The organism is Humibacillus xanthopallidus (genome assembly GCF_006717145.1).
In the GTDB taxonomy this organism is placed as follows: Bacteria; Actinomycetota; Actinomycetes; order Actinomycetales; family Dermatophilaceae; genus Humibacillus; species Humibacillus xanthopallidus.
Map to the genome: position 1 here is coordinate 130,341 of NZ_VFQF01000001.1, position 16,783 is coordinate 147,123.

Below are 16,783 nucleotides of genomic sequence, written 5' to 3' on the forward strand. Positions count from 1 at the left end.
TCAGGGCCTCACGTCGTGGCGCGCCAGGCGCGCATCGAGGCCGGAGCCATCGTGACGACCGTCCCCGCTCCCACCGGTTCTCCGGGGGGAGCGGGGACGTCGTCGTTGCTGTCCCAGAGCAGCTCGTATGCCGTCGCGCCGGGTGCCGTGGGCAGCGTGACCTCGACCTCGTGCGCGGCCCCGTTGAGCGAGAGCAGCACGGTGCGCTGGCCGAGCCACACGCCGTCGTAGAGCGCCTGCACGACCTCGACCCACGAGTGGCCCCAGCGGTCGCCCATCGGGTGCCCGTCGGCACCGAACCAGGCGAGGTCGGTCGTGCCGTCCTCGTGCACCTGGCGCCCGGAGAAGAACGAGCGCTGACGCAGCACGGGGTGCTCCTGGCGCAGCCGCACGAGGTGACGGGTCGTCTCGAGGAGGTCCTGCTGCCAGGGCTCGTGGTCCCACGACATCCAGCTGATCTCGTTGTCCTGCGAGTAGGGGTTGTTGTTGCCCCGCTGGCTGCGGCCGAACTCGTCACCGGCGTTGATCATCGGCACGCCGGTCGCGAGCAGCAGGGTGCCGAGCAGGTTGCGCATCGAGCGCCGTCTGCTCGCGAGGGTCGCCGGGTCGTCGGTGCGGCCCTCGACGCCGTGGTTCCACGAGCGGTTGTCGTTGGAGCCGTCGGTGCCGCCGTGGCCGTTCGCGCCGTTGTGCTTGACGTCGTATGCCGTGAGGTCGGCGAGCGTGAAGCCGTCGTGGGCGGTGACGAAGTTGATCGACGCGATGGTGCCGCGACCGTGGGTGTCGAAGAGGTCCTGCGACCCCGCGAGCCGCGTCGCGAGCTCCTGGGCCCCGTGCCTCGCGCCGCCGTGGAGCGACGCCCTCACGTCGGTCAGCCAGAAGGTGCGGACGGTGTCGCGGAAGCGGTCGTTCCACTCCGAGAAGGGCGGCGGAAAGCGGCCCGTGCGCCAGCCGTGGATCCCGACGTCCCACGGCTCGGCGATGAGCTTGGTGCGCGAGAGGACCGGGTCGGTGCGCAGGGCGATGAGGAAGGGGTGGTCGCGGTCGTAGGCGTCGTCCTTGCCGCGGCCGAGCGAGACGGCCAGGTCGAAACGGAAGCCGTCGACGTGGCACTCCTGCACCCAGTAGCGCAGCGAGTCGAGCACCATGCGGGCGACGACCGGGTGGGTGAGGTCGAGGGTGTTGCCACAGCCCGTGACGTCGATGTCCTGCCCGCGGCCGTCGAGGCGGTAGTAGGCGCGCTCGTCGAGGCCACGCCACGAGAGCGTCATCATGTCGCGGGAGTTCTCGGCGGTGTGGTTGTAGACGACGTCGAGGAGCACCTCGATGCCGGCGGCGTGCAGGTCCTTGACCATCGACTTGAACTCGTCGAGGACGCCCTGGGGGTCGCTCGCCGCGGCGTAGTCGGCGTGCGGGGCGAAGAAGCCCATCGTGTTGTAGCCCCAGTGGTTCTTCAGGCCGCGCAGGACGAGGTCGGGCTCGTGGGTGAAGGTGTGCACGGGCAGCAGCTCCACGGCGGTGACACCGAGCTGGAGCAGGTGCTCGACGAAGGCAGGGTGGGCGAGACCGGCATACGTGCCCTGAAGCTCGGGCGGGACACCGGGGTGCAGGCGCGTGGCGCTCTTGACGTGGACCTCGTAGATGAGCGACTGCAGGAGCGAGCGCCGCGGGAAGTCGTCTGTGCCCCAGTCGAACTCGGTGTCCACGATGACGCAGCGCGGCATGTGCGGTGCGCTGTCACGGTCGTCGCGCACGGCGATGTCGCCCCGCAGGTCGGCACCGACGTGGTGTCCGTAGAGGGACGGGTCGAGGTGCACCTCGCCGTCGATGGCGCGGGCGTAGGGGTCGAGCAGGAGCTTGGCGGGGTTGTAGAGCAGTGCCGCGTCTGGGTCCCACGCGCCGTCGACGCGAACGGCATACCGCTGCCCGAGGCCGACGCCCGCGATCGTGTCGAACCAGAAGCCGTGGGCGCGGTGGCGAAGGGGCACGCGGCGCTCGACCTCGGTGCTGTCGTCACCCGGGTCGAAGAGGCAGATCTCGACGGCGGTCGCGTGCCCGGCGTAGACGCAGAACTCGGCTCCGCCGTCGATGAGGCGGACCCCGGGCTCGGGGGGAAGATCCGGTGACGTCGGCGGCATGGGCCACAGCGTAGGGGCAGGCGGGCAGAGCGCCACGGAGCTGTCGAAGGTGTGGAACTCAGCCCTCGAGCTCGAAGTCGCAGACGACAGCGCGGTGGTCGGAGGCGATGTCGAAGACGGCCGAGTCGAGCAGCCTGAGGTCGCGGTAGAGCACGACGTCGAGCTGGGCGTCGAAGCTCGCGAGGTCGCGCCGCGTCGCGGTCGCCGCCAGCCGCGCCATCCACTCGTGCTTCGACCCGCTGATCCGCCACGTCGGCTCGTGGAGCGGCACGTGGGTGAGGCCGCCGGCCTCGTGCATCGCCCGGTCGGCCGCGGCGGGGCGCGGGTAGTGGTTCATGTCGCCCGTCAGCACGTGCGGCCCGCGGCTCAGCGGCTCCTGCTGGAGGGCCGCCCGCAGGGCCCGCACCTGCTTCGTGCGCGCGTGCGCCCGCGCGAAGACGATGAGGTGCGCCGTCGACAGGGTGAGGGGACCGGCCTCGGTCTCGAACGCCGCACTGACCATGCCGCGCTCGTGCCAGTGGTCGGAGATGCGCAGCAGCGGTCCGGCCGCCTTGAGCGTCGTGACGACGGGCTCGCCGACGGGCGCCGCGACCTGCGGGTCGTGGGCCAGCACGAGCCCTGCGGGGGCGTGCCAGTGGGTGAGGGCGAGCCCGACCTCGCCGAGCGCGGCGCGCAGCTGGGCCTCGGTGACGCCGAAGACCTCCTGGAGACCGACGAGCCCGGCACCCGCCGCGCGGAAGGGCTCGAGGCCGCCGGGAGTGCGCAGCAGGTCGCCGGTGCAGGTGTTGGCCGTCGCCACCGTGAGGGTCGTGCTCGTCATGGCCAGGCGCTCGTGCTCGTCGTCGCCGCCGCGACGGGGGGCGACGGGCTCGGTCTCGTCATGGGTCACCTCGCGTGGGTCCGTGCTCGCAGTCTACGGTTGGCTGCATGACCGATCCGACTTCGCTGCCCAACTTCACGCCGCAGACGCCGGCGCCCACGCCCAACGGCGCCCCCGTGAGCGACACTCCGGTGCGCGACCGCATCATCGGGATCCTCCGGGGTCTGGACATCGACGCCACCGTCGACGGTGACGGCGACATCGAGTTCGCCATCGTCGACGACCAGGGCACGAGCACGACCCTCTTCGCGCGCGTTGCCGAGGGTGACCTCGCACTCGTGCGCTTCTTCGGTCAGTGGCAGCTCGCCGAGCCCGTCTCGCCCGACCGCAACGAGCGCCTCGCGCGCTGCAACGACATGACGATGCAGCTCAACATCGTCAAGGTGACGCTCGTGCAGGAGAGCCTCGTCGTGTCGGCCGAGCACGTCGTCACCCCGAACGCCGACCTCGACGTCCTCGTGCCGCTGTCGATCAACCACATCCTCCAGAGCGTCGGCTTCTTCTTCCAGTCGTGGCTGCCCGCCGAGGGCGAGCCGGGCACCGCAGTCTGATGGGCGAGTTCGTCCGCCTCGAGGTCGAGGACGGCGTCGGGACGATCCGTCTCGACCGGCCGAAGATGAACGCCCTAAACGTGCAGGTCCAGGAGGAGATCCGGGCCGCAGCCCAGGAGGCGACGGCCCGCACCGACGTCAAGGCGGTCATCGTCTACGGCGGCGAGCGCGTCTTTGCCGCGGGGGCGGACATCAAGGAGATGCAGGCGATGTCGTACACCGACATGGTCGAGCGCTCCGGCCCGCTCATGAGCTCGATCTCGGCGGTCGCGCGCATCCCGAAGCCGGTCATCGCCGCGATCACGGGGTATGCGCTGGGCGGCGGCTGCGAGCTCGCGCTCGCCTGCGACTTCCGCGTCGTGGCCGACGACGCCAAGCTCGGCCAGCCCGAGATCCTGCTCGGCATCATCCCCGGAGCCGGCGGCACGCAGCGCCTCTCGCGCCTCGTCGGCGCCTCGCGGGCCAAGGAGATCATCTTCAGCGGCCGCTTCGTCGACGCGCAGGAGGCTCTCGCGATCGGCCTCGCCGACAAGGTCGTGCCCGCCGCCGAGGTCTACTCCGCCTCTCGCGCGTGGGCCTCGACGTTCGTCGGCGCCGCGTCGTATGCCGTCCGCGCCGCCAAGGAGGCCATCGACCGGGGTCTCGAGGTCGACCTCGAGACCGGTCTCGAGATCGAGCGCCTGCTCTTCGCGTCGCTCTTCGCGACGAAGGACCGCGAGATCGGCATGACCTCGTTCGTCGAGCACGGACCGGGCAAGGCGCAGTTCGAGGGCCGGTGACGCCGCCGCTCGACGTCCTCGTCTTCTACGTGCCGGTCGACGACACGGAGCGGGTCCTGGACGCGGTGCTCGCTGCGGGTGCCGGCGCCGTCGGCGACTACCGGGACTGCGCCTTCGTCACGGCCGGCACGGGGCAGTTCCGTCCCGTCGCCGGCGCCCGGCCCGCCATCGGCACGGTCGGAGAGCTCGAGAAGGTCGCCGAGAACCGGGTCGAGCTCGTGCTCGACCGGGCGCTGCGCGCAGCGGTCGTCGCCGCCCTGCGCGCTGCTCATCCCTACGAGGAGCCGGCCTTCCACGTCCTCGAGACCGCACAGCTCTGAGGTCGCCTTCTCGCGACTGGAGGTGATGCCGCCACGCACGTCGGTGCCGGCATCACCTCGACCGGGGGAGAAGCGGGCGAGACGCGGGGGAGAGGCGGGCGGGGAGGGGCGCGGGCGGCATACGTCATCGGTGTCTGGTGGTGAGCGTCACGCCGGGCGCGTACGGACTGAGCGGGCGCTCAGTGAGAGGATGGCGGGCAGTGCCGGGGCGACCTCCGGCAGCTCCAGGAGCACCACCACCAGCAACGGAAGAGGACGTTCACCCATGAACATCGTCGTCTGTGTCAAGTACGTGCCGGACGCCCAGGCCGAGCGCACGTTCAACGCATCTGACAACACGACCGACCGCGACAACGTGGACGGCCTGCTGTCCGAGCTCGACGAGTACGCCGTCGAGGAGGCGCTCAAGATCGTCGAAGCCGGCGAGGGCGAGGTGACCGTCCTGACGGTCGGCCCCGCCCAGGCCGCCGACGCCATCAAGAAGGCCCTCCAGATGGGCGCCCACAAGGGTGTCCACGTGGACGACGACGCGATCCACGGCTCCGACGCCGTCGCCACCTCGCTCGTGCTCGCCGAGGCGATCAAGAAGATCGGCAACGAGGCGCCCGTCGACCTCGTCGTCACCGGCATGGCCTCGACCGACGGCACGATGGGCGTCGTCCCGACGATGCTCGCCGAGCGACTCGGGCTGCCGGCCGTCACCTTCGCCTCGGAGCTCACCATCGACGGTGGCGCGGGTGGCACGGCCACGATCCACCGCGACGGCGACGCCTCGACGCAGACGATCACCGCCACGCTGCCGGCGCTCGTCTCGGTCACCGACCAGATCAACGAGCCGCGCTACCCCTCCTTCAAGGGCATCATGGCGGCCAAGAAGAAGCCGGTCGAGAAGTGGGCGCTCGCCGACCTCGGCATCGACCCCTCGCAGGTCGGCCTCGACGCCGCCTGGACCAAGGTCGAGGCCTTCGCCGCACGGCCCCCGCGCTCGCAGGGCGAGATCGTCCCCGACGAGGGCGACGGCGGCCGGAAGCTCGCGGCCTTCCTCACCGAGCACAAGTTCGTCTGAGCGTCCGAAACCCCAGCCACAGAAGGAGATCCACACACCATGGCTGAAGTACTCGTCCTCGTCGACCACGTCGACGGCAAGGTCCGCAAGACGACGTCCGAGCTGCTCACGATCGCCCGCCGCATCGGCGAGCCGTCGGCCGTCTTCGTCGGCACCGGCTTCGACGCCGCCAAGGAGACCCTCGCCCGCTTCGGCGCCGAGAAGATCTACCGCGTCGAGTCTCCCGAGGTGCTCGAGCACCTCGTCGTCCCGCAGGCCGAGGTGCTCGCGCAGCTCGTCGCGTCGGCCTCGCCGGCCGCCGTGCTCGTGCCCTCCACCCCGGAGGGCAAGGAGATCGCCGCCCGCCTCGCCGTCAAGACGGAGTCGGGCCTGATCACCGACGCCGTCGACGTGCAGGCGGCCAGTGACGGCAGCGGTGGCATCGCCACGACGCAGTCGGTCTTCGCCGGCTCCTACACCGTGTCGGCGACCGTCACGAAGGGCACGCCGATCATCACCGTCAAGCCCAACTCGGCCACCCCGGAGGAGGTCGCAGGTGCGGCCGCCGACGAGGTCGTCGACTTCACCCCGTCCGACGCCGCCAAGGGCGCCCGGATCACCGAGTCCAAGCCCAAGCAGGCCACCGGGCGGCCGGAGCTCACCGAGGCCGCGATCGTCGTCTCGGGTGGCCGCGGCACCGCCGGCGACTTCTCCAAGGTCGAGGCCTTCGCCGACTCGCTCGGCGCGGCCGTGGGCGCCTCGCGTGCCGCGGTCGACGCGGGCTGGTACCCCCACACCTCGCAGGTCGGCCAGACCGGCAAGCAGGTGAGCCCGCAGCTCTACGTCGCGTGCGGCATCTCCGGCGCGATCCAGCACCGCGCAGGCATGCAGACGTCCAAGACGATCGTCGCGATCAACAAGGACAACGAGGCCCCAATCTTCGAGCTCGTCGACTTCGGAGTCGTCGGTGACCTCTTCGCCGTCCTGCCGCAGGCGACGGAGACGATCGAGGCGGGCAAGGACTGACCCTCCGCACCCTCCGACGCACGACGCGAGGCCGGCCCCGGCACCCCGGGGCCGGCCTCCTGCGTGTCAGTCGCCCTCGCCCTGTGCGACGTCGTGCGGCATCGTCCGCAGCCAGCTGCGGGCCTGCTCGCGGTTGAGGGCGTATGCCGTCCGGCCCGTCCTCAGGGTCCACCAAGGACCGTGCAGGGCCTCCGCAGGCAGCCGCATCGCGCGCTCCGTGCCCGGGCGCCACTCGACCCGGCCGGACTCGGCGATGCGCTTGACGACTCGCCGCTCGACGCGGGTCGTCGCCAGGGTGTTGTGCACGAGCATCGACCGGGTGCCGAGGTCGATGCGCGCGGTCCACGCGCGCCACCCCACGACGACCCCGAGAAGGAGGCACACGGCATACGTCGGCAGCGTCGGCAGCGCGGGCACGAGCCGGAGCAGCAGGCGCGCGACGAGGTAGGCGATGACGGGGTTGGCGCCGGCCGCGACGGCTCGGTGGACGGCGGGCGCGCGCAGGGTGTCGTCGGCGCCACCTTCGTGCCTGCCTGCCATGCGCAGATCATAGGCAGGCAGGCGGCGCCCGCAGCCCGATCCAGGTCGGCGCCTCGTGCGGCGCAGCCTAGAATCGGTGGGTGACCGCCTATCTCGACCACGCGGCGACGACGCCGATGCTGCCCGCGGCGCTGACCGCCATGACGGAGCAGCTCGCCGTGGTCGGCAACGCCTCGTCGTTGCACCGCACGGGTCGGGCGTCGCGGCGCGCCGTCGAGGAGTCGCGCGAGAAGATCTCGCGCTGCCTCGGCGCGCGCCCGTCCGAGGTGCTCTTCACCTCAGGCGGCACCGAGTCCGACAACCTCGCCGTCAAGGGCACCTACTGGGCGCGCCGCGACGCCGACCCGGCCCGGGTGCGTCTGCTCGTGTCGGCGATCGAGCACCACGCCGTGCTCGACTGTGTCGACTTCCTCGTGGCGCACGAGGGCGCCAAGGTCACCTGGCTCGAGTCCACGGCCGACGGACTGGTCGAGCCAGCCACCGTCCGGGCCGCGATCGAGGCCGACCCCGAGTCGGTCGCGCTCGTCAGCGTCATGTGGGCCAACAACGAGGTCGGCGCCGTGCAGGACGTCGCGGGCATCGCGGCCGTGGCGCGCGAGCACGGCATCCCGTTCCACACCGACGCCGTGCAGGCGGCAGGGCACCTGCCGGTCGACTTCGCCGCGAGCGGCGCCGACCTGCTCTCGGTCACGGCGCACAAGCTCGGCGGCCCGATCGGGGTGGGAGCCCTCGTCGCCCGGCGCGACGCTCGCCTCGTGCCCCTGACCCACGGCGGTGGCCAGGAGCGCCAGGTGCGCTCCGGCACCCTCGACACCCCCGCCATCGTCGGCTTCGCCACGGCGATCGTCGCCGCGACCGAGTCGATGGAGGCCGAGGCGGTGCGCCTGACCGCCCTGCGCGACGACCTCATCGAGCGAGCGATGGCCCTCGGCGCCGGTATTCGCCCGACCGGCTTCTGGCAGCGCGGCGACGGGGTGCACCGCCTGCCCGGCAACGTCCACCTCCTCGTGCCCGGGTGCGACGGCGACTCGCTGCTCTACCTGCTCGACGCTGCCGGGGTCTCCTGCTCGACCGGTTCGGCCTGCCAGGCGGGCGTGCCGCAGCCGAGCCACGTCCTGCTGGCCATGGGCATCTCCGAGAGCGACGCCCGGGGCGCGCTGCGCCTCACGCTCGGTCACACCTCGACGCAGGGCGACGTCGACGCCGTCGTCGACGCGCTGCCCGCCGCCATCGAGCGTGCCCGTCGCGCCCGCGAGGCGACGGCCTCGTGACGGCGGTCGTGGGCCTCGCGGGTCGGAGAGCGTCATGAGGGTCGTGGCAGCCATGAGCGGCGGCGTCGACTCGGCGGTGGCGGCGGCGCGCATGCTCGATGCCGGTCACGAGGTCGTCGGGGTGCACCTCGCGCTCAGCCAGAGCGCCGCGACGCTGCGCGAGTCGGCCCGTGGTTGCTGCACCATCGAGGACGCCGGCGACGCGCGCAGGGTGGCCGACGTGCTGGGCATCCCGTTCTACGTCTGGGACATGGCGGCCCGCTTCACCCGCGACGTCGTCGACGACTTCACGCGGGAGTATGCCGCCGGGCGCACCCCCAACCCGTGCCTGCGCTGCAACGAGAAGATCAAGTTCTCCGCCCTGCTCGACAAGGCGGTGGCGCTCGGGTTCGACGCGGTCGCCACCGGCCACTACGCCCAGATCGTCGAGACCACCGACGGCCGGCGCGAGCTGCACCGGGCCGTCGACGCTGCGAAGGACCAGAGCTACGTCCTCGGGGTGCTCGACGCCGACCAGCTCTCCCGCGCCTTCTTCCCGCTCGGCGACACCGAGAAGCCGCGCATCCGCGAGGAGGCTGCGCAGAGAGGCTTCTTCATCGCCAAGAAGCCTGACAGCCACGACATCTGCTTCATCCCCGACGGAGACACTCGCGGCTGGCTGACCCGCAGGCTGGGAGAGGCGCCCGGCGACATCGTCGACACCTCCGGCGAGGTCCTCGGCCACCACGACGGCGCCTTCGCCTACACCGTCGGCCAGCGGCGCGGGCTGGGGCTGTCCCGGCCGGCGGCGGACGGCGAGCCGCGCTACGTCGTCGAGGTGCGACCGCGCACCAACCAGGTCGTCGTCGGCCCGGCCGAGCTCCTCGGCGTGAACGCGATCTCCGGCGACCACGCCCGCTGGTGCGGCCCGGCTCCCGAGGGTGTCGTGCGGGTCGGCGCCCAGGTGCGGGCGCACGGCGAGGAGCATGCCGCGACGGCCTGGGCCGACGAGGGCCGCGTCGAGGTCCGCCTCGACGAGCGGATCCGCGGCGTCGCACCGGGCCAGTCGGTCGTGCTCTACGACGGCACGCGGGTCATCGGGTCGGCGACCATCGCCGCCTCCCGCCTCGAGCGTGAGTCTTCAGCAGCTCCTTCGGTTCGCTCTGCCGGCTGACGAGGCGCAGGCCCTGTCCCGGCGTTGACGCTGGACGCCTCGCGCTGAAGATCGGGCGACCCGAGCCGCTGACTAACCGTCCTTCGTGGACGGACCGTGCAGGTAGGTGACGCGCTTGCCCAACGATTCGGCGTACGCGATCTCGCGCCGGGTGGCCGCTCCGATGTAGCCACTCGGGTTCACGACTCGCACCTCATCTGCGAGGTCGATCCGGCGGAGGTGCAGCTCTCCCAACGAGCGGACGAGGGCTGGGTCCGGCACGGCCCCCTCGGTCGCCTCGGGAGCCAGGACGATCGCCAGATCGAGTGTCAGGCGCGTGCGCTCAGCCGCAAGCTCCCCGCCGAAGCGTAGGGACCCGCACAGACAAACGATCCTTGGGCGAACAGGCGGGAGGTCGGACATGGGCACCTTTCACGAGCCACGAACCGTGCGTGTCTCATGATGCCCATCTGGGCATCATGAGACGGACACGGTCGCCATTCGGTTGTCCTTCGGTTGTCATCGGGCCAGGTGGGCCAAGGTGCAGTCATCGAGCCATCGACCGTCCCTGCCCAGCGCTGCGGCACGTTCCGTGCCCTCGAGGCGGAAGCCGTTCTTGGTCAGGACCCGGATGAAGGCCTCGTTCTCAGCGAACGTCTTGGCCACGATGCGGCGAATCCCGCCGCAGTGCAGCGCCGTCACCAGCAGCGCTGCCGCTCTACTGGCGATGCCCTGGTTCCAGTGATCCGGGTTGACTGAGTAGCCGAGGTAGAAGTCGTGGACGTCAGGATCGGGGCCCAGGGACTCTGGTCGATACCGCCGATGTCGCCGACGACGCTTCCGCCCACGACGAGCGCACACAGCAACGAGTCTGGCTGCGAGAGGCGGTCGTCGATCAAGGCTCTCGATTGTTCGAGGGTGTCGACGGTCCGGGTGACGTAGGCCTGGCACTCAGGGCGACGCTTGTAGTCCAGGAATGCCGCGGCGTCACCAGCTTCCGCCGGCCGCACAGTCACCAAGCCATCGGTCAGGGGCCACGAGAGTTCCATACCGACCGGACCGTAACCCATCTGCGCGGACTGAGGCGTCACCTTTGTTCTCCGCATTGAGCGGAGATGGCGGACGACTCCGGTCAACGAGACCCGACGCCTTCCGATCGGCTCCGCCAATGCCGTCGGACAGCGTCGACTTGAGCGTCCAGCGTCATGCCAGACACGTCGAGCTCGGAGTCGGTCTCGAGCGGCTCGGTCTGTTGGCGGTGGAGCATCTCGAACTCCTCGATGGTGAGATGCACCGGCCGAGTGCTGGCCCGTGCCCGTGCGGTCGCAAGGTCGCAGGCCAGCCGGATGGTCACCAGCTCCGGCACCAGGTCTCGGTAGATGCTCAGAAGGTCTTGGGTGACGACATCGCTCAGGATCACGTTGATCCCCGCGTCGGTGAAGTTGGCGACCAACACCGCAGCGTTGCGGATGCCCAAGAGGTGCTGGGCGCGGCCCTCCGCGCCTTTCCATGGTGCGACCCCGCCGCTCTTGATCATCTGGCGCACGTCATCCACGTCGACGTATGCGCACGGCTCCGTCGTCTCGGCCAGGGCTCGCGCGGTCGTGGTCTTGCCGACCGCCGGCCCGCCTGTCAGGAGCAGTGGACGAAGTGCGGTCACCCATCGGAGGGTACGGGACGAGCAGTTGCTGCGCCCGGAACCGAGCTCACGCACCCAACGATCTGGTCGCGGCAGACGAGCGCGTCCAGTCAGCGGCGACGGCGGCGGAGGCGATGTCGACGATGTCGGACTTGGCATCGAGCCCCTCGACCCGGTTGAGCGGGACCCACCGGGCGAAGTCGGTTGAGCCGCCGACCTCGATGGTGCCGAGGCTGCCTCCGACGATGTCGCCGAGAACACGATGCGAACGGATTTGTACGGGCGCCCGTCGCCGGCCCAGGCGGCAGGGCCCATGTCACGACCGAGCCGTAGCCGATCCCGCGCGGTCGGCTACTTGAGCGTGAACCCTGCGGGGACGACCGTCCCGATGTTGAGCGGGCCGTTCGGATCGGCATCCACCGTGTTGACGATCACCGTGACCTTCTGACCGACCGTCGGTACGGCTGCTCCTGATGTTGCGAGCCGTCCGCACCACTGCTCCCCGGACTGCGGAGCGACGCAGATCTTCGTCCCGTCGGCGTTCACGAGAGCGACCGTGCCTGCAAGCACGGTGGGCCTGTCCTTCAGTGCCCGCCAGCCAACGACCGCCAGCACGAAGAGGAGCACCCCGACAGCGGCGATGAGGAACCGGACACGTATGCCGGTCTGCTCGTCCGTCAGTGGAGCCGCCATGTCATCATCACCTTCAGACTTCCGTTGGAGTAGCCCGGGTTCGTCTTCACTGACGCGCTGTCAGCCTCGGCCGTCGGTCCGGGTCGCGACGTCGACGAGAGCGCGAGCCGACGCCTTTGCTGCGTCTGGTGCATCCGGACTCGCGTCGAGAGAGCCGCTGGCCAGCCCACCATCGAGCAGCAACGTCAGTGTCCTCGCCAGTGCGCCCGGGTCGCGCGCCCCGGCCCGCTCGGCAAGCTCGTGCACCCACGAGAGGACGGCCGTCTTGTGGGCGACGGTGCGGTCGTGCACGGCTGTGCCGGGCTGGGACTCGGCGGCGGCGTTGATGAAGGCGCAGCCCCGGTAGCCCTCGCGACGGCACGAGGCCCGCAAGGCATCGAAGAGGCCGACGAGCTGAGCCGCCGGGTCCGGTCCGGCGGCCGCCGCGGCCTCGTGAAGCTGTCCCGTCCAGACGCCGTCGACCTTGTCGAGATAGGCCACCACGAGGTCGTCCTTGGCCGGGAAGTGCTTGTAGAAGGTGGCTTTCGCGACATCCGACTCCGCAATGATGCGGTCCACTCCCACCGCCCGTATGCCGTGGGCGTAGAACAACGCGAACGCCGTCTCGAGGATCCGTTCGCGGGCGGCGCTCGGGCGTACAGGTGCGGTGGTGGACATCTGGCTCCTCGGCTGGCTCCTGGTACTGCGACCTCAGCATACCTTGAAGGTAGACAGATCTGTCTGTTACGGTCGCACATCAGATAGACAGATCTGTCTATCGTTACTCACCCCGGCATTCAGGAGCACCCGTGAAGATCGCAGTCCTCGGCACCGGCATGGTCGGCCAGGCCCTCGCAAACCGCCTGTCCAGCCTCGGGCACGTCGTCACCGTCGGTACCCGTGACCCTCAGGCGACGCTCGCCCGGACCGAACCGGACGGCATGGGCAGGCCGCCCTACTCCGTGTGGGCCGCGGAGCGCCCGGACATTCGTCTCGCGACGTTCGCGGACGCCGCCGCCTCCGCCGAACTGGTCGTCAACGCCACCAGCGGGTTCGGTGCGATGCCCGCGCTCGAGCAGGCCGGGGCACACACCCTCGCCGGCAAGGTGCTCATCGACATCTCCAACCCGCTCGACTTCAGCAAGGGCTTCCCGCCCAGCCTCTTCGTCAAGGACACGGACTCCCTCGGCGAGCAGATCCAGCGTGCCTTTCCTGACGCTCGTGTCGTCAAGGCCCTCAACACCCTCACCGCCAACCTCATGGTCAACCCGAAGGAGCTCGGTGCGGAGTCGACGGTCTTCATCGCCGGCAACCACGCCGAGGCCAAGGCGAGCGTCACCGACCTGCTACACAGCTTCGGGCACAGCGACGTCATCGACCTCGGCGACATCAGCGGCGCCCGTGGCACCGAGATGCTGCTGCCCGTGTGGCTGCGGCTCATGGGTACGCTCGGCACCGCGAACTTCAACTTCAGCATCGTGCGGTGACATCAATGCGATGGCGTCGGTGGTCGGCAAGACCGTGCTCGCCACGGGCGGCACTGGCGCTATAGGCATGGCCACCGCCTCCAGAGGTGCTCCACTGGGTGGATTCGGAAGTTCTTCGACTATCTGAGATGAGGTGAATGACAGGGCAACCCGCAGGCCCAACCACGACCGCACCGGTTTGGACGAGCTCGACCCATCGACTCACCAGGCCCGCGACGCCGCGTCATTCCGCCGCATCATCGCCGCCAGGCATCAGCTGGCGGACGCTGAGCAGGAGCTGCGGTCACGGGCCCACCCGACGCCTGCCACCAGGCGAGCGCGCCCGAAGTCACCGTTGGGACATGGCGTGCGGCATTGTTGACGGCATCAACATTGCGCGAGTAGAAGGACAGCCATGTCGCAGTACGCCGTCATGTTCCCCGCCGACAACGAGGATCAGTGGGAGGCCGCCGGTGACGTCGAGCGCCAAGTCACGTTCGATACCGACTACGAGTTCGGGCAGTTGCTCGCGGCTCGTGGTGGCGCCGTCATCGGAGGAGCGGGGTTGCAGGACAGCAGGCACACACGAACCCTCAGCCGCGGCTCGGACTCTCAGGCGGTCGTCTCGGCCGGGCCATGGCGGCCGGGGTCTGAGCAACTGACCGGCTTCTTCCTCGTTACATGCGACGACTTCGACGCCCTGGTCGAGGCGGCAGAGGTGCTCGTCAAGGTCCACCCCGTCGTCGAGATCCGTCCGACAACCGAGTTCTGAGGTCAGCTCGGAGAGTTGCCGTGTTGAGGTGCGAGCCAGGTGCCTGCATCGACCCCGCTGCCGCCGCACCGTCCTGCGGACCTCCTGGGTCCCGGGGGATGCCTGTTGTCGGACTGGCCCCTTTGGGAGTGACCCTTTGATGTTCAGGCGCGTCCACCCCCGTGATGAGGCGCGAGCTCGTGCGCCGCTAGCTCGCGAGATCTGCAGCTCACGCAGGGCACGACCGATCGCCGGCGCAAGAGGACGTTTGTTGACGGACTCTGTCGTGTGAGGGCCGCGGCGCTGGGACGAGGGGTGAGGGCGCGGCGCAGGAACGAGGCGCCACCGCAACAAGTCGTTTGCCGGATCGCACGCCATCGTGAAGGGTCGCGGTCATTGTCGACGACGCCTGAAAACTGACCCTGTATCGACGGTCGAATTTTGACCCCCTGCAGAGACCCTGTCCTCAGCTTCGAGGCAGGGAGGCAGGAGTGTTGTCGGTGGAGGACTGGGCAGAGATCCGCAGGTTGCACCGGGCTGAGGAGATGCCGATCAAGGTGATCGCCAGGACGTTGGGCGTCGCCCGGAACACGGTGCGTGCCGCGTTGGCCGCGGACGGGCCGCCGAAGTACGCGCGGACACCGGCGGGGTCGGCCGTGGACGCGTTCGAGGCGCTGATCCGTGAGCAGCTGCAGGCGGTGCCGACGATGCCGGCGACGGTGATCGCCGAACGGGTCGGGTGGACGCGCGGGTTGACGGTGTTCAAGGAGCGGGTGCGGGAGCTGCGGCCGGCGTACCTGCCGCCGGACCCGGCCTCACGCACCACGTATGAGGCGGGTGAGCTGGCCCAGTTCGACTTCTGGTTCCCACCGATCGAGCTGCCGGTCGGGTTCGGCCAGTCCCGCACGGCGAAGCGGTTGCCGGTGATGACGATGGTGTCGGGGTACTCCCGGTTCGCGGGTGCGACTTTGATCCCGTCCCGGGACACGGAGGATCTGTATGCCGGCTGGTGGCGGCTGCTGTCCGAGCAGCTCGGCGCCGTGCCCAGGACGCTGGTGTGGGACGGGGAGGGCGCGGTCGGGCGGTGGCGGGCGCGGGCGCCGGAGCTGACCTTGGACTGTCAGGCCTTCCGCGGGGTGCTCGGGGTGAAGGTGTACATCTGTAAGCCGGCCGACCCCGAAGCGAAGGGCATGCTGGAGCGGTTCCACGACTACCTCGAGCGATCCTTCCTGCCGGGCCGTCGGTTCACGTCGCCGGCGGACTTCAACACCCAGCTCGCGGGGTTCCTCGTGAAGGCCAACGCGCGCCGGATGCGGGTGCTCGGCTGCCGACCGGACGACCGGGTCGGCGCGGACCGGGCGGCGATGCTGGCGTTGCCGCCAGTGGCCCCGGAGGTCGGTTGGCGGGCCACGACCCGGCTGCCTCGGGACCACTACATCCGCCTCGACTCGAACGACTACTCGGTCCACCCGTCCGTGATCGGTCGCCGGGTCGAGGTCCACGCCGACCTGGACCGGGTGTGGGTCACCTGCGAGGGCACGGTCGTGGCCGACCACGCCCGGGTGTGGGCCTGGCACCAGACGATCACCGACTTCGAGCACGCCGTGGCCGCGAAGCTGCTGCGCCGGGGCCGCGCGGACCTGCTGCGCCCGGTCCCCGACCCTGGCAGCGGTGATCAGGTGGAGGTCCGCCCGCTGGGCACCTACGACGCCGCGTTCGGCCTCGACGGGCTGGACGACGAGCTCGATGGGCAGGTGTCGTGATGGCCACCAGGACGACGAGCACTCGGCAGGCTCGGGACGTCGCCTCGGAGCTGGAGTACCTGACCCGGGCCTTGAAGGCGCCCACGCTTCGCGAGTCGATCGACCGGCTCGCCCAACGCGCCCGTGAGGAGGGTTGGAGCCACGAGGAGTTCCTCGCCGCCTGCCTGCAACGCGAGGTCGCCGCCCGCGAGGCCCACGGCGGTGAGGGACGGATCCGCGCTGCCCGGTTCCCCGCCCGTAAGTCTCTCGAGGACTTCGACTACGACCACGCCCGCGGCCTGAAACGAGAGACCATCGCCCACCTGGGCACCCTCGACTTCGTCGCCGCCAAGGAGAACGTCGTCCTGCTCGGACCACCTGGCACCGGCAAGACCCACCTCGCGACCGGACTCGCGGTGCGGGCCTGCCAAGCTGGCCACCGCGTCCAGTTCGCCACCGCCTCCCAATGGGTCGACCGGCTCGCCGAGGCCCACCACACCGGACGGCTGCAGGACGAGCTGCGCCGCCTCGTCCGCTATCCCGTCCTGGTCATCGACGAGGTCGGCTACATCCCGTTCGAACCCGAAGCCGCCAACCTGTTCTTCCAGCTCGTCTCCTCCCGATACGAACGAGCCAGCCTGATCGTCACCAGCAACAAGACCTTCGCCCGCTGGGGCGAGGTCTTCGGCGACGACACCGTGGCCGCCGCCATGATCGACCGGCTGGTCCACCACGCCGAGGTCATCGCCCTCAAGGGCGACTCCTACCGGCTCAAGAACCGAGACCTCGGCCGCGTCCCCGCGGCCGTCCCCGAAGAGAACTAGGACCCCA

At 70.3% G+C, this 16,783-nt stretch carries 19 protein-coding genes; 11 read left to right on the forward strand and 8 right to left on the reverse strand.

Features of this window, described 5'->3' with window-relative positions; all coding sequences use genetic code 11:
• Positions 1–8: 8 nt before the first annotated feature.
• The gene (gene glgX, locus FHX52_RS00545; protein WP_141818998.1) at positions 9–2,138 is read right to left on the reverse strand and encodes a glycogen debranching protein GlgX; all 2,130 of its coding nucleotides are present in this window, start codon (positions 2,136–2,138) and stop codon (positions 9–11) included.
• 58 nt (positions 2,139–2,196) lie between these two features.
• Positions 2,197–3,027: an endonuclease/exonuclease/phosphatase family protein gene (locus FHX52_RS00550; protein ID WP_141819000.1), complete on the reverse strand. Its 831-nt coding sequence runs from the start codon at positions 3,025–3,027 to the stop codon at positions 2,197–2,199.
• Positions 3,028–3,065: 38 nt separating this feature from the next.
• Here FHX52_RS00550 and FHX52_RS00555 point away from each other — a divergent pair, with 38 nt between their 5' ends.
• From FHX52_RS00555 to FHX52_RS00575, 5 genes are all read left to right on the forward strand, one after another.
• On the forward strand, positions 3,066–3,569 hold the full coding sequence (locus FHX52_RS00555) for a YbjN domain-containing protein (RefSeq protein ID WP_141819002.1): 504 nt from the start codon (positions 3,066–3,068) through the stop codon (positions 3,567–3,569).
• Positions 3,569–4,348 carry an enoyl-CoA hydratase/isomerase family protein gene (locus FHX52_RS00560; protein WP_141819004.1) on the forward strand — a complete coding sequence of 260 codons (780 nt, stop codon included), beginning with the start codon at positions 3,569–3,571 and terminating at the stop codon, positions 4,346–4,348. The genes FHX52_RS00555 and FHX52_RS00560 overlap by 1 nt, the downstream gene beginning before the upstream one ends.
• A complete protein-coding gene (locus FHX52_RS00565) occupies positions 4,345–4,668 on the forward strand; it encodes a YqfO family protein (protein ID WP_141819006.1) in 324 nt (107 codons plus the stop codon). Before FHX52_RS00560 ends, FHX52_RS00565 begins: the two co-directional genes overlap by 4 nt.
• A 265-nt stretch (positions 4,669–4,933) precedes the next feature.
• Positions 4,934–5,734, forward strand: coding sequence for an electron transfer flavoprotein subunit beta/FixA family protein (locus FHX52_RS00570; RefSeq protein WP_141819008.1), 801 nt, complete (start codon positions 4,934–4,936; stop codon positions 5,732–5,734).
• A gap of 39 nt (positions 5,735–5,773) precedes the next feature.
• The gene (locus tag FHX52_RS00575) at positions 5,774–6,739 is read left to right on the forward strand and encodes an electron transfer flavoprotein subunit alpha/FixB family protein (RefSeq protein WP_141819010.1); all 966 of its coding nucleotides are present in this window, start codon (positions 5,774–5,776) and stop codon (positions 6,737–6,739) included.
• 66 nt (positions 6,740–6,805) lie between these two features.
• On the opposite strand, the gene FHX52_RS00580 is transcribed toward FHX52_RS00575, so the two are convergent.
• Positions 6,806–7,279, reverse strand: coding sequence for a hypothetical protein (locus tag FHX52_RS00580; protein WP_141819012.1), 474 nt, complete (start codon positions 7,277–7,279; stop codon positions 6,806–6,808).
• 80 nt (positions 7,280–7,359) lie between these two features.
• Here FHX52_RS00580 and FHX52_RS00585 point away from each other — a divergent pair, with 80 nt between their 5' ends.
• Both FHX52_RS00585 and mnmA read left to right on the forward strand, forming a co-directional pair.
• The gene (locus tag FHX52_RS00585; RefSeq protein WP_141819014.1) at positions 7,360–8,550 is read left to right on the forward strand and encodes a cysteine desulfurase family protein; all 1,191 of its coding nucleotides are present in this window, start codon (positions 7,360–7,362) and stop codon (positions 8,548–8,550) included.
• Positions 8,551–8,584: 34 nt separating this feature from the next.
• Positions 8,585–9,703 (forward strand): tRNA 2-thiouridine(34) synthase MnmA, encoded by a 1,119-nt coding sequence (gene mnmA, locus FHX52_RS00590; protein WP_141819016.1) that lies wholly within the window; start codon positions 8,585–8,587, stop codon positions 9,701–9,703.
• 72 nt (positions 9,704–9,775) lie between these two features.
• On the opposite strand, the gene FHX52_RS24635 is transcribed toward mnmA, so the two are convergent.
• The 5 genes from FHX52_RS24635 to FHX52_RS00615 all read right to left on the reverse strand — a co-directional run bounded on the left by FHX52_RS24635 (position 9,776) and on the right by FHX52_RS00615 (position 12,671).
• Positions 9,776–9,964 carry a hypothetical protein gene (locus FHX52_RS24635; RefSeq protein ID WP_342777882.1) on the reverse strand — a complete coding sequence of 63 codons (189 nt, stop codon included), beginning with the start codon at positions 9,962–9,964 and terminating at the stop codon, positions 9,776–9,778.
• A 237-nt stretch (positions 9,965–10,201) separates the two neighbouring features.
• The gene (locus FHX52_RS00600) at positions 10,202–10,633 is read right to left on the reverse strand and encodes a GNAT family N-acetyltransferase (RefSeq protein ID WP_141819020.1); all 432 of its coding nucleotides are present in this window, start codon (positions 10,631–10,633) and stop codon (positions 10,202–10,204) included.
• A gap of 181 nt (positions 10,634–10,814) precedes the next feature.
• A complete protein-coding gene (locus tag FHX52_RS00605) occupies positions 10,815–11,342 on the reverse strand; it encodes an AAA family ATPase (RefSeq protein ID WP_185747021.1) in 528 nt (175 codons plus the stop codon).
• 330 nt (positions 11,343–11,672) lie between these two features.
• Entirely contained in the window at positions 11,673–12,014 is a 342-nt protein-coding gene (locus FHX52_RS00610) for a hypothetical protein (protein ID WP_141819023.1), read from the reverse strand.
• Between the two features lie 60 nt (positions 12,015–12,074).
• Positions 12,075–12,671, reverse strand: coding sequence for a TetR/AcrR family transcriptional regulator (locus FHX52_RS00615; RefSeq protein ID WP_141819025.1), 597 nt, complete (start codon positions 12,669–12,671; stop codon positions 12,075–12,077).
• A 131-nt stretch (positions 12,672–12,802) separates the two neighbouring features.
• Between FHX52_RS00615 and FHX52_RS00620 the strand changes: the two genes are divergently transcribed.
• From FHX52_RS00620 to istB, 4 genes are all read left to right on the forward strand, one after another.
• Positions 12,803–13,480 carry an NADPH-dependent F420 reductase gene (locus FHX52_RS00620; RefSeq protein ID WP_141819027.1) on the forward strand — a complete coding sequence of 226 codons (678 nt, stop codon included), beginning with the start codon at positions 12,803–12,805 and terminating at the stop codon, positions 13,478–13,480.
• Positions 13,481–13,874: 394 nt separating this feature from the next.
• Positions 13,875–14,231: a YciI family protein gene (locus FHX52_RS00630; protein ID WP_141819029.1), complete on the forward strand. Its 357-nt coding sequence runs from the start codon at positions 13,875–13,877 to the stop codon at positions 14,229–14,231.
• Positions 14,232–14,701: 470 nt separating this feature from the next.
• Positions 14,702–15,973 carry an IS21 family transposase gene (gene istA, locus FHX52_RS00635; protein WP_141819030.1) on the forward strand — a complete coding sequence of 424 codons (1,272 nt, stop codon included), beginning with the start codon at positions 14,702–14,704 and terminating at the stop codon, positions 15,971–15,973.
• A complete protein-coding gene (gene istB / locus FHX52_RS00640; RefSeq protein ID WP_141819031.1) occupies positions 15,973–16,776 on the forward strand; it encodes an IS21-like element helper ATPase IstB in 804 nt (267 codons plus the stop codon). Before istA ends, istB begins: the two co-directional genes overlap by 1 nt.
• Positions 16,777–16,783 lie beyond the last annotated feature (7 nt).

Coding starts and splice junctions, on each gene's coding strand:
- glgX (WP_141818998.1), bottom strand. CDS start 2,138: ATGCCGCCGACGTCACCGGATCTTCCCCCCGAGCCCGGGGTCCGCCTC.
- FHX52_RS00555 (WP_141819002.1), top strand. CDS start 3,066: ATGACCGATCCGACTTCGCTGCCCAACTTCACGCCGCAGACGCCGGCG.
- FHX52_RS00560 (WP_141819004.1), top strand. CDS start 3,569: ATGGGCGAGTTCGTCCGCCTCGAGGTCGAGGACGGCGTCGGGACGATC.
- FHX52_RS00570 (WP_141819008.1), top strand. CDS start 4,934: ATGAACATCGTCGTCTGTGTCAAGTACGTGCCGGACGCCCAGGCCGAG.
- FHX52_RS00575 (WP_141819010.1), top strand. CDS start 5,774: ATGGCTGAAGTACTCGTCCTCGTCGACCACGTCGACGGCAAGGTCCGC.
- FHX52_RS00580 (WP_141819012.1), bottom strand. CDS start 7,279: ATGGCAGGCAGGCACGAAGGTGGCGCCGACGACACCCTGCGCGCGCCC.
- mnmA (WP_141819016.1), top strand. CDS start 8,585: ATGAGGGTCGTGGCAGCCATGAGCGGCGGCGTCGACTCGGCGGTGGCG.
- FHX52_RS00610 (WP_141819023.1), bottom strand. CDS start 12,014: ATGGCGGCTCCACTGACGGACGAGCAGACCGGCATACGTGTCCGGTTC.
- FHX52_RS00615 (WP_141819025.1), bottom strand. CDS start 12,671: ATGTCCACCACCGCACCTGTACGCCCGAGCGCCGCCCGCGAACGGATC.
- FHX52_RS00630 (WP_141819029.1), top strand. CDS start 13,875: ATGTCGCAGTACGCCGTCATGTTCCCCGCCGACAACGAGGATCAGTGG.
- istB (WP_141819031.1), top strand. CDS start 15,973: ATGGCCACCAGGACGACGAGCACTCGGCAGGCTCGGGACGTCGCCTCG.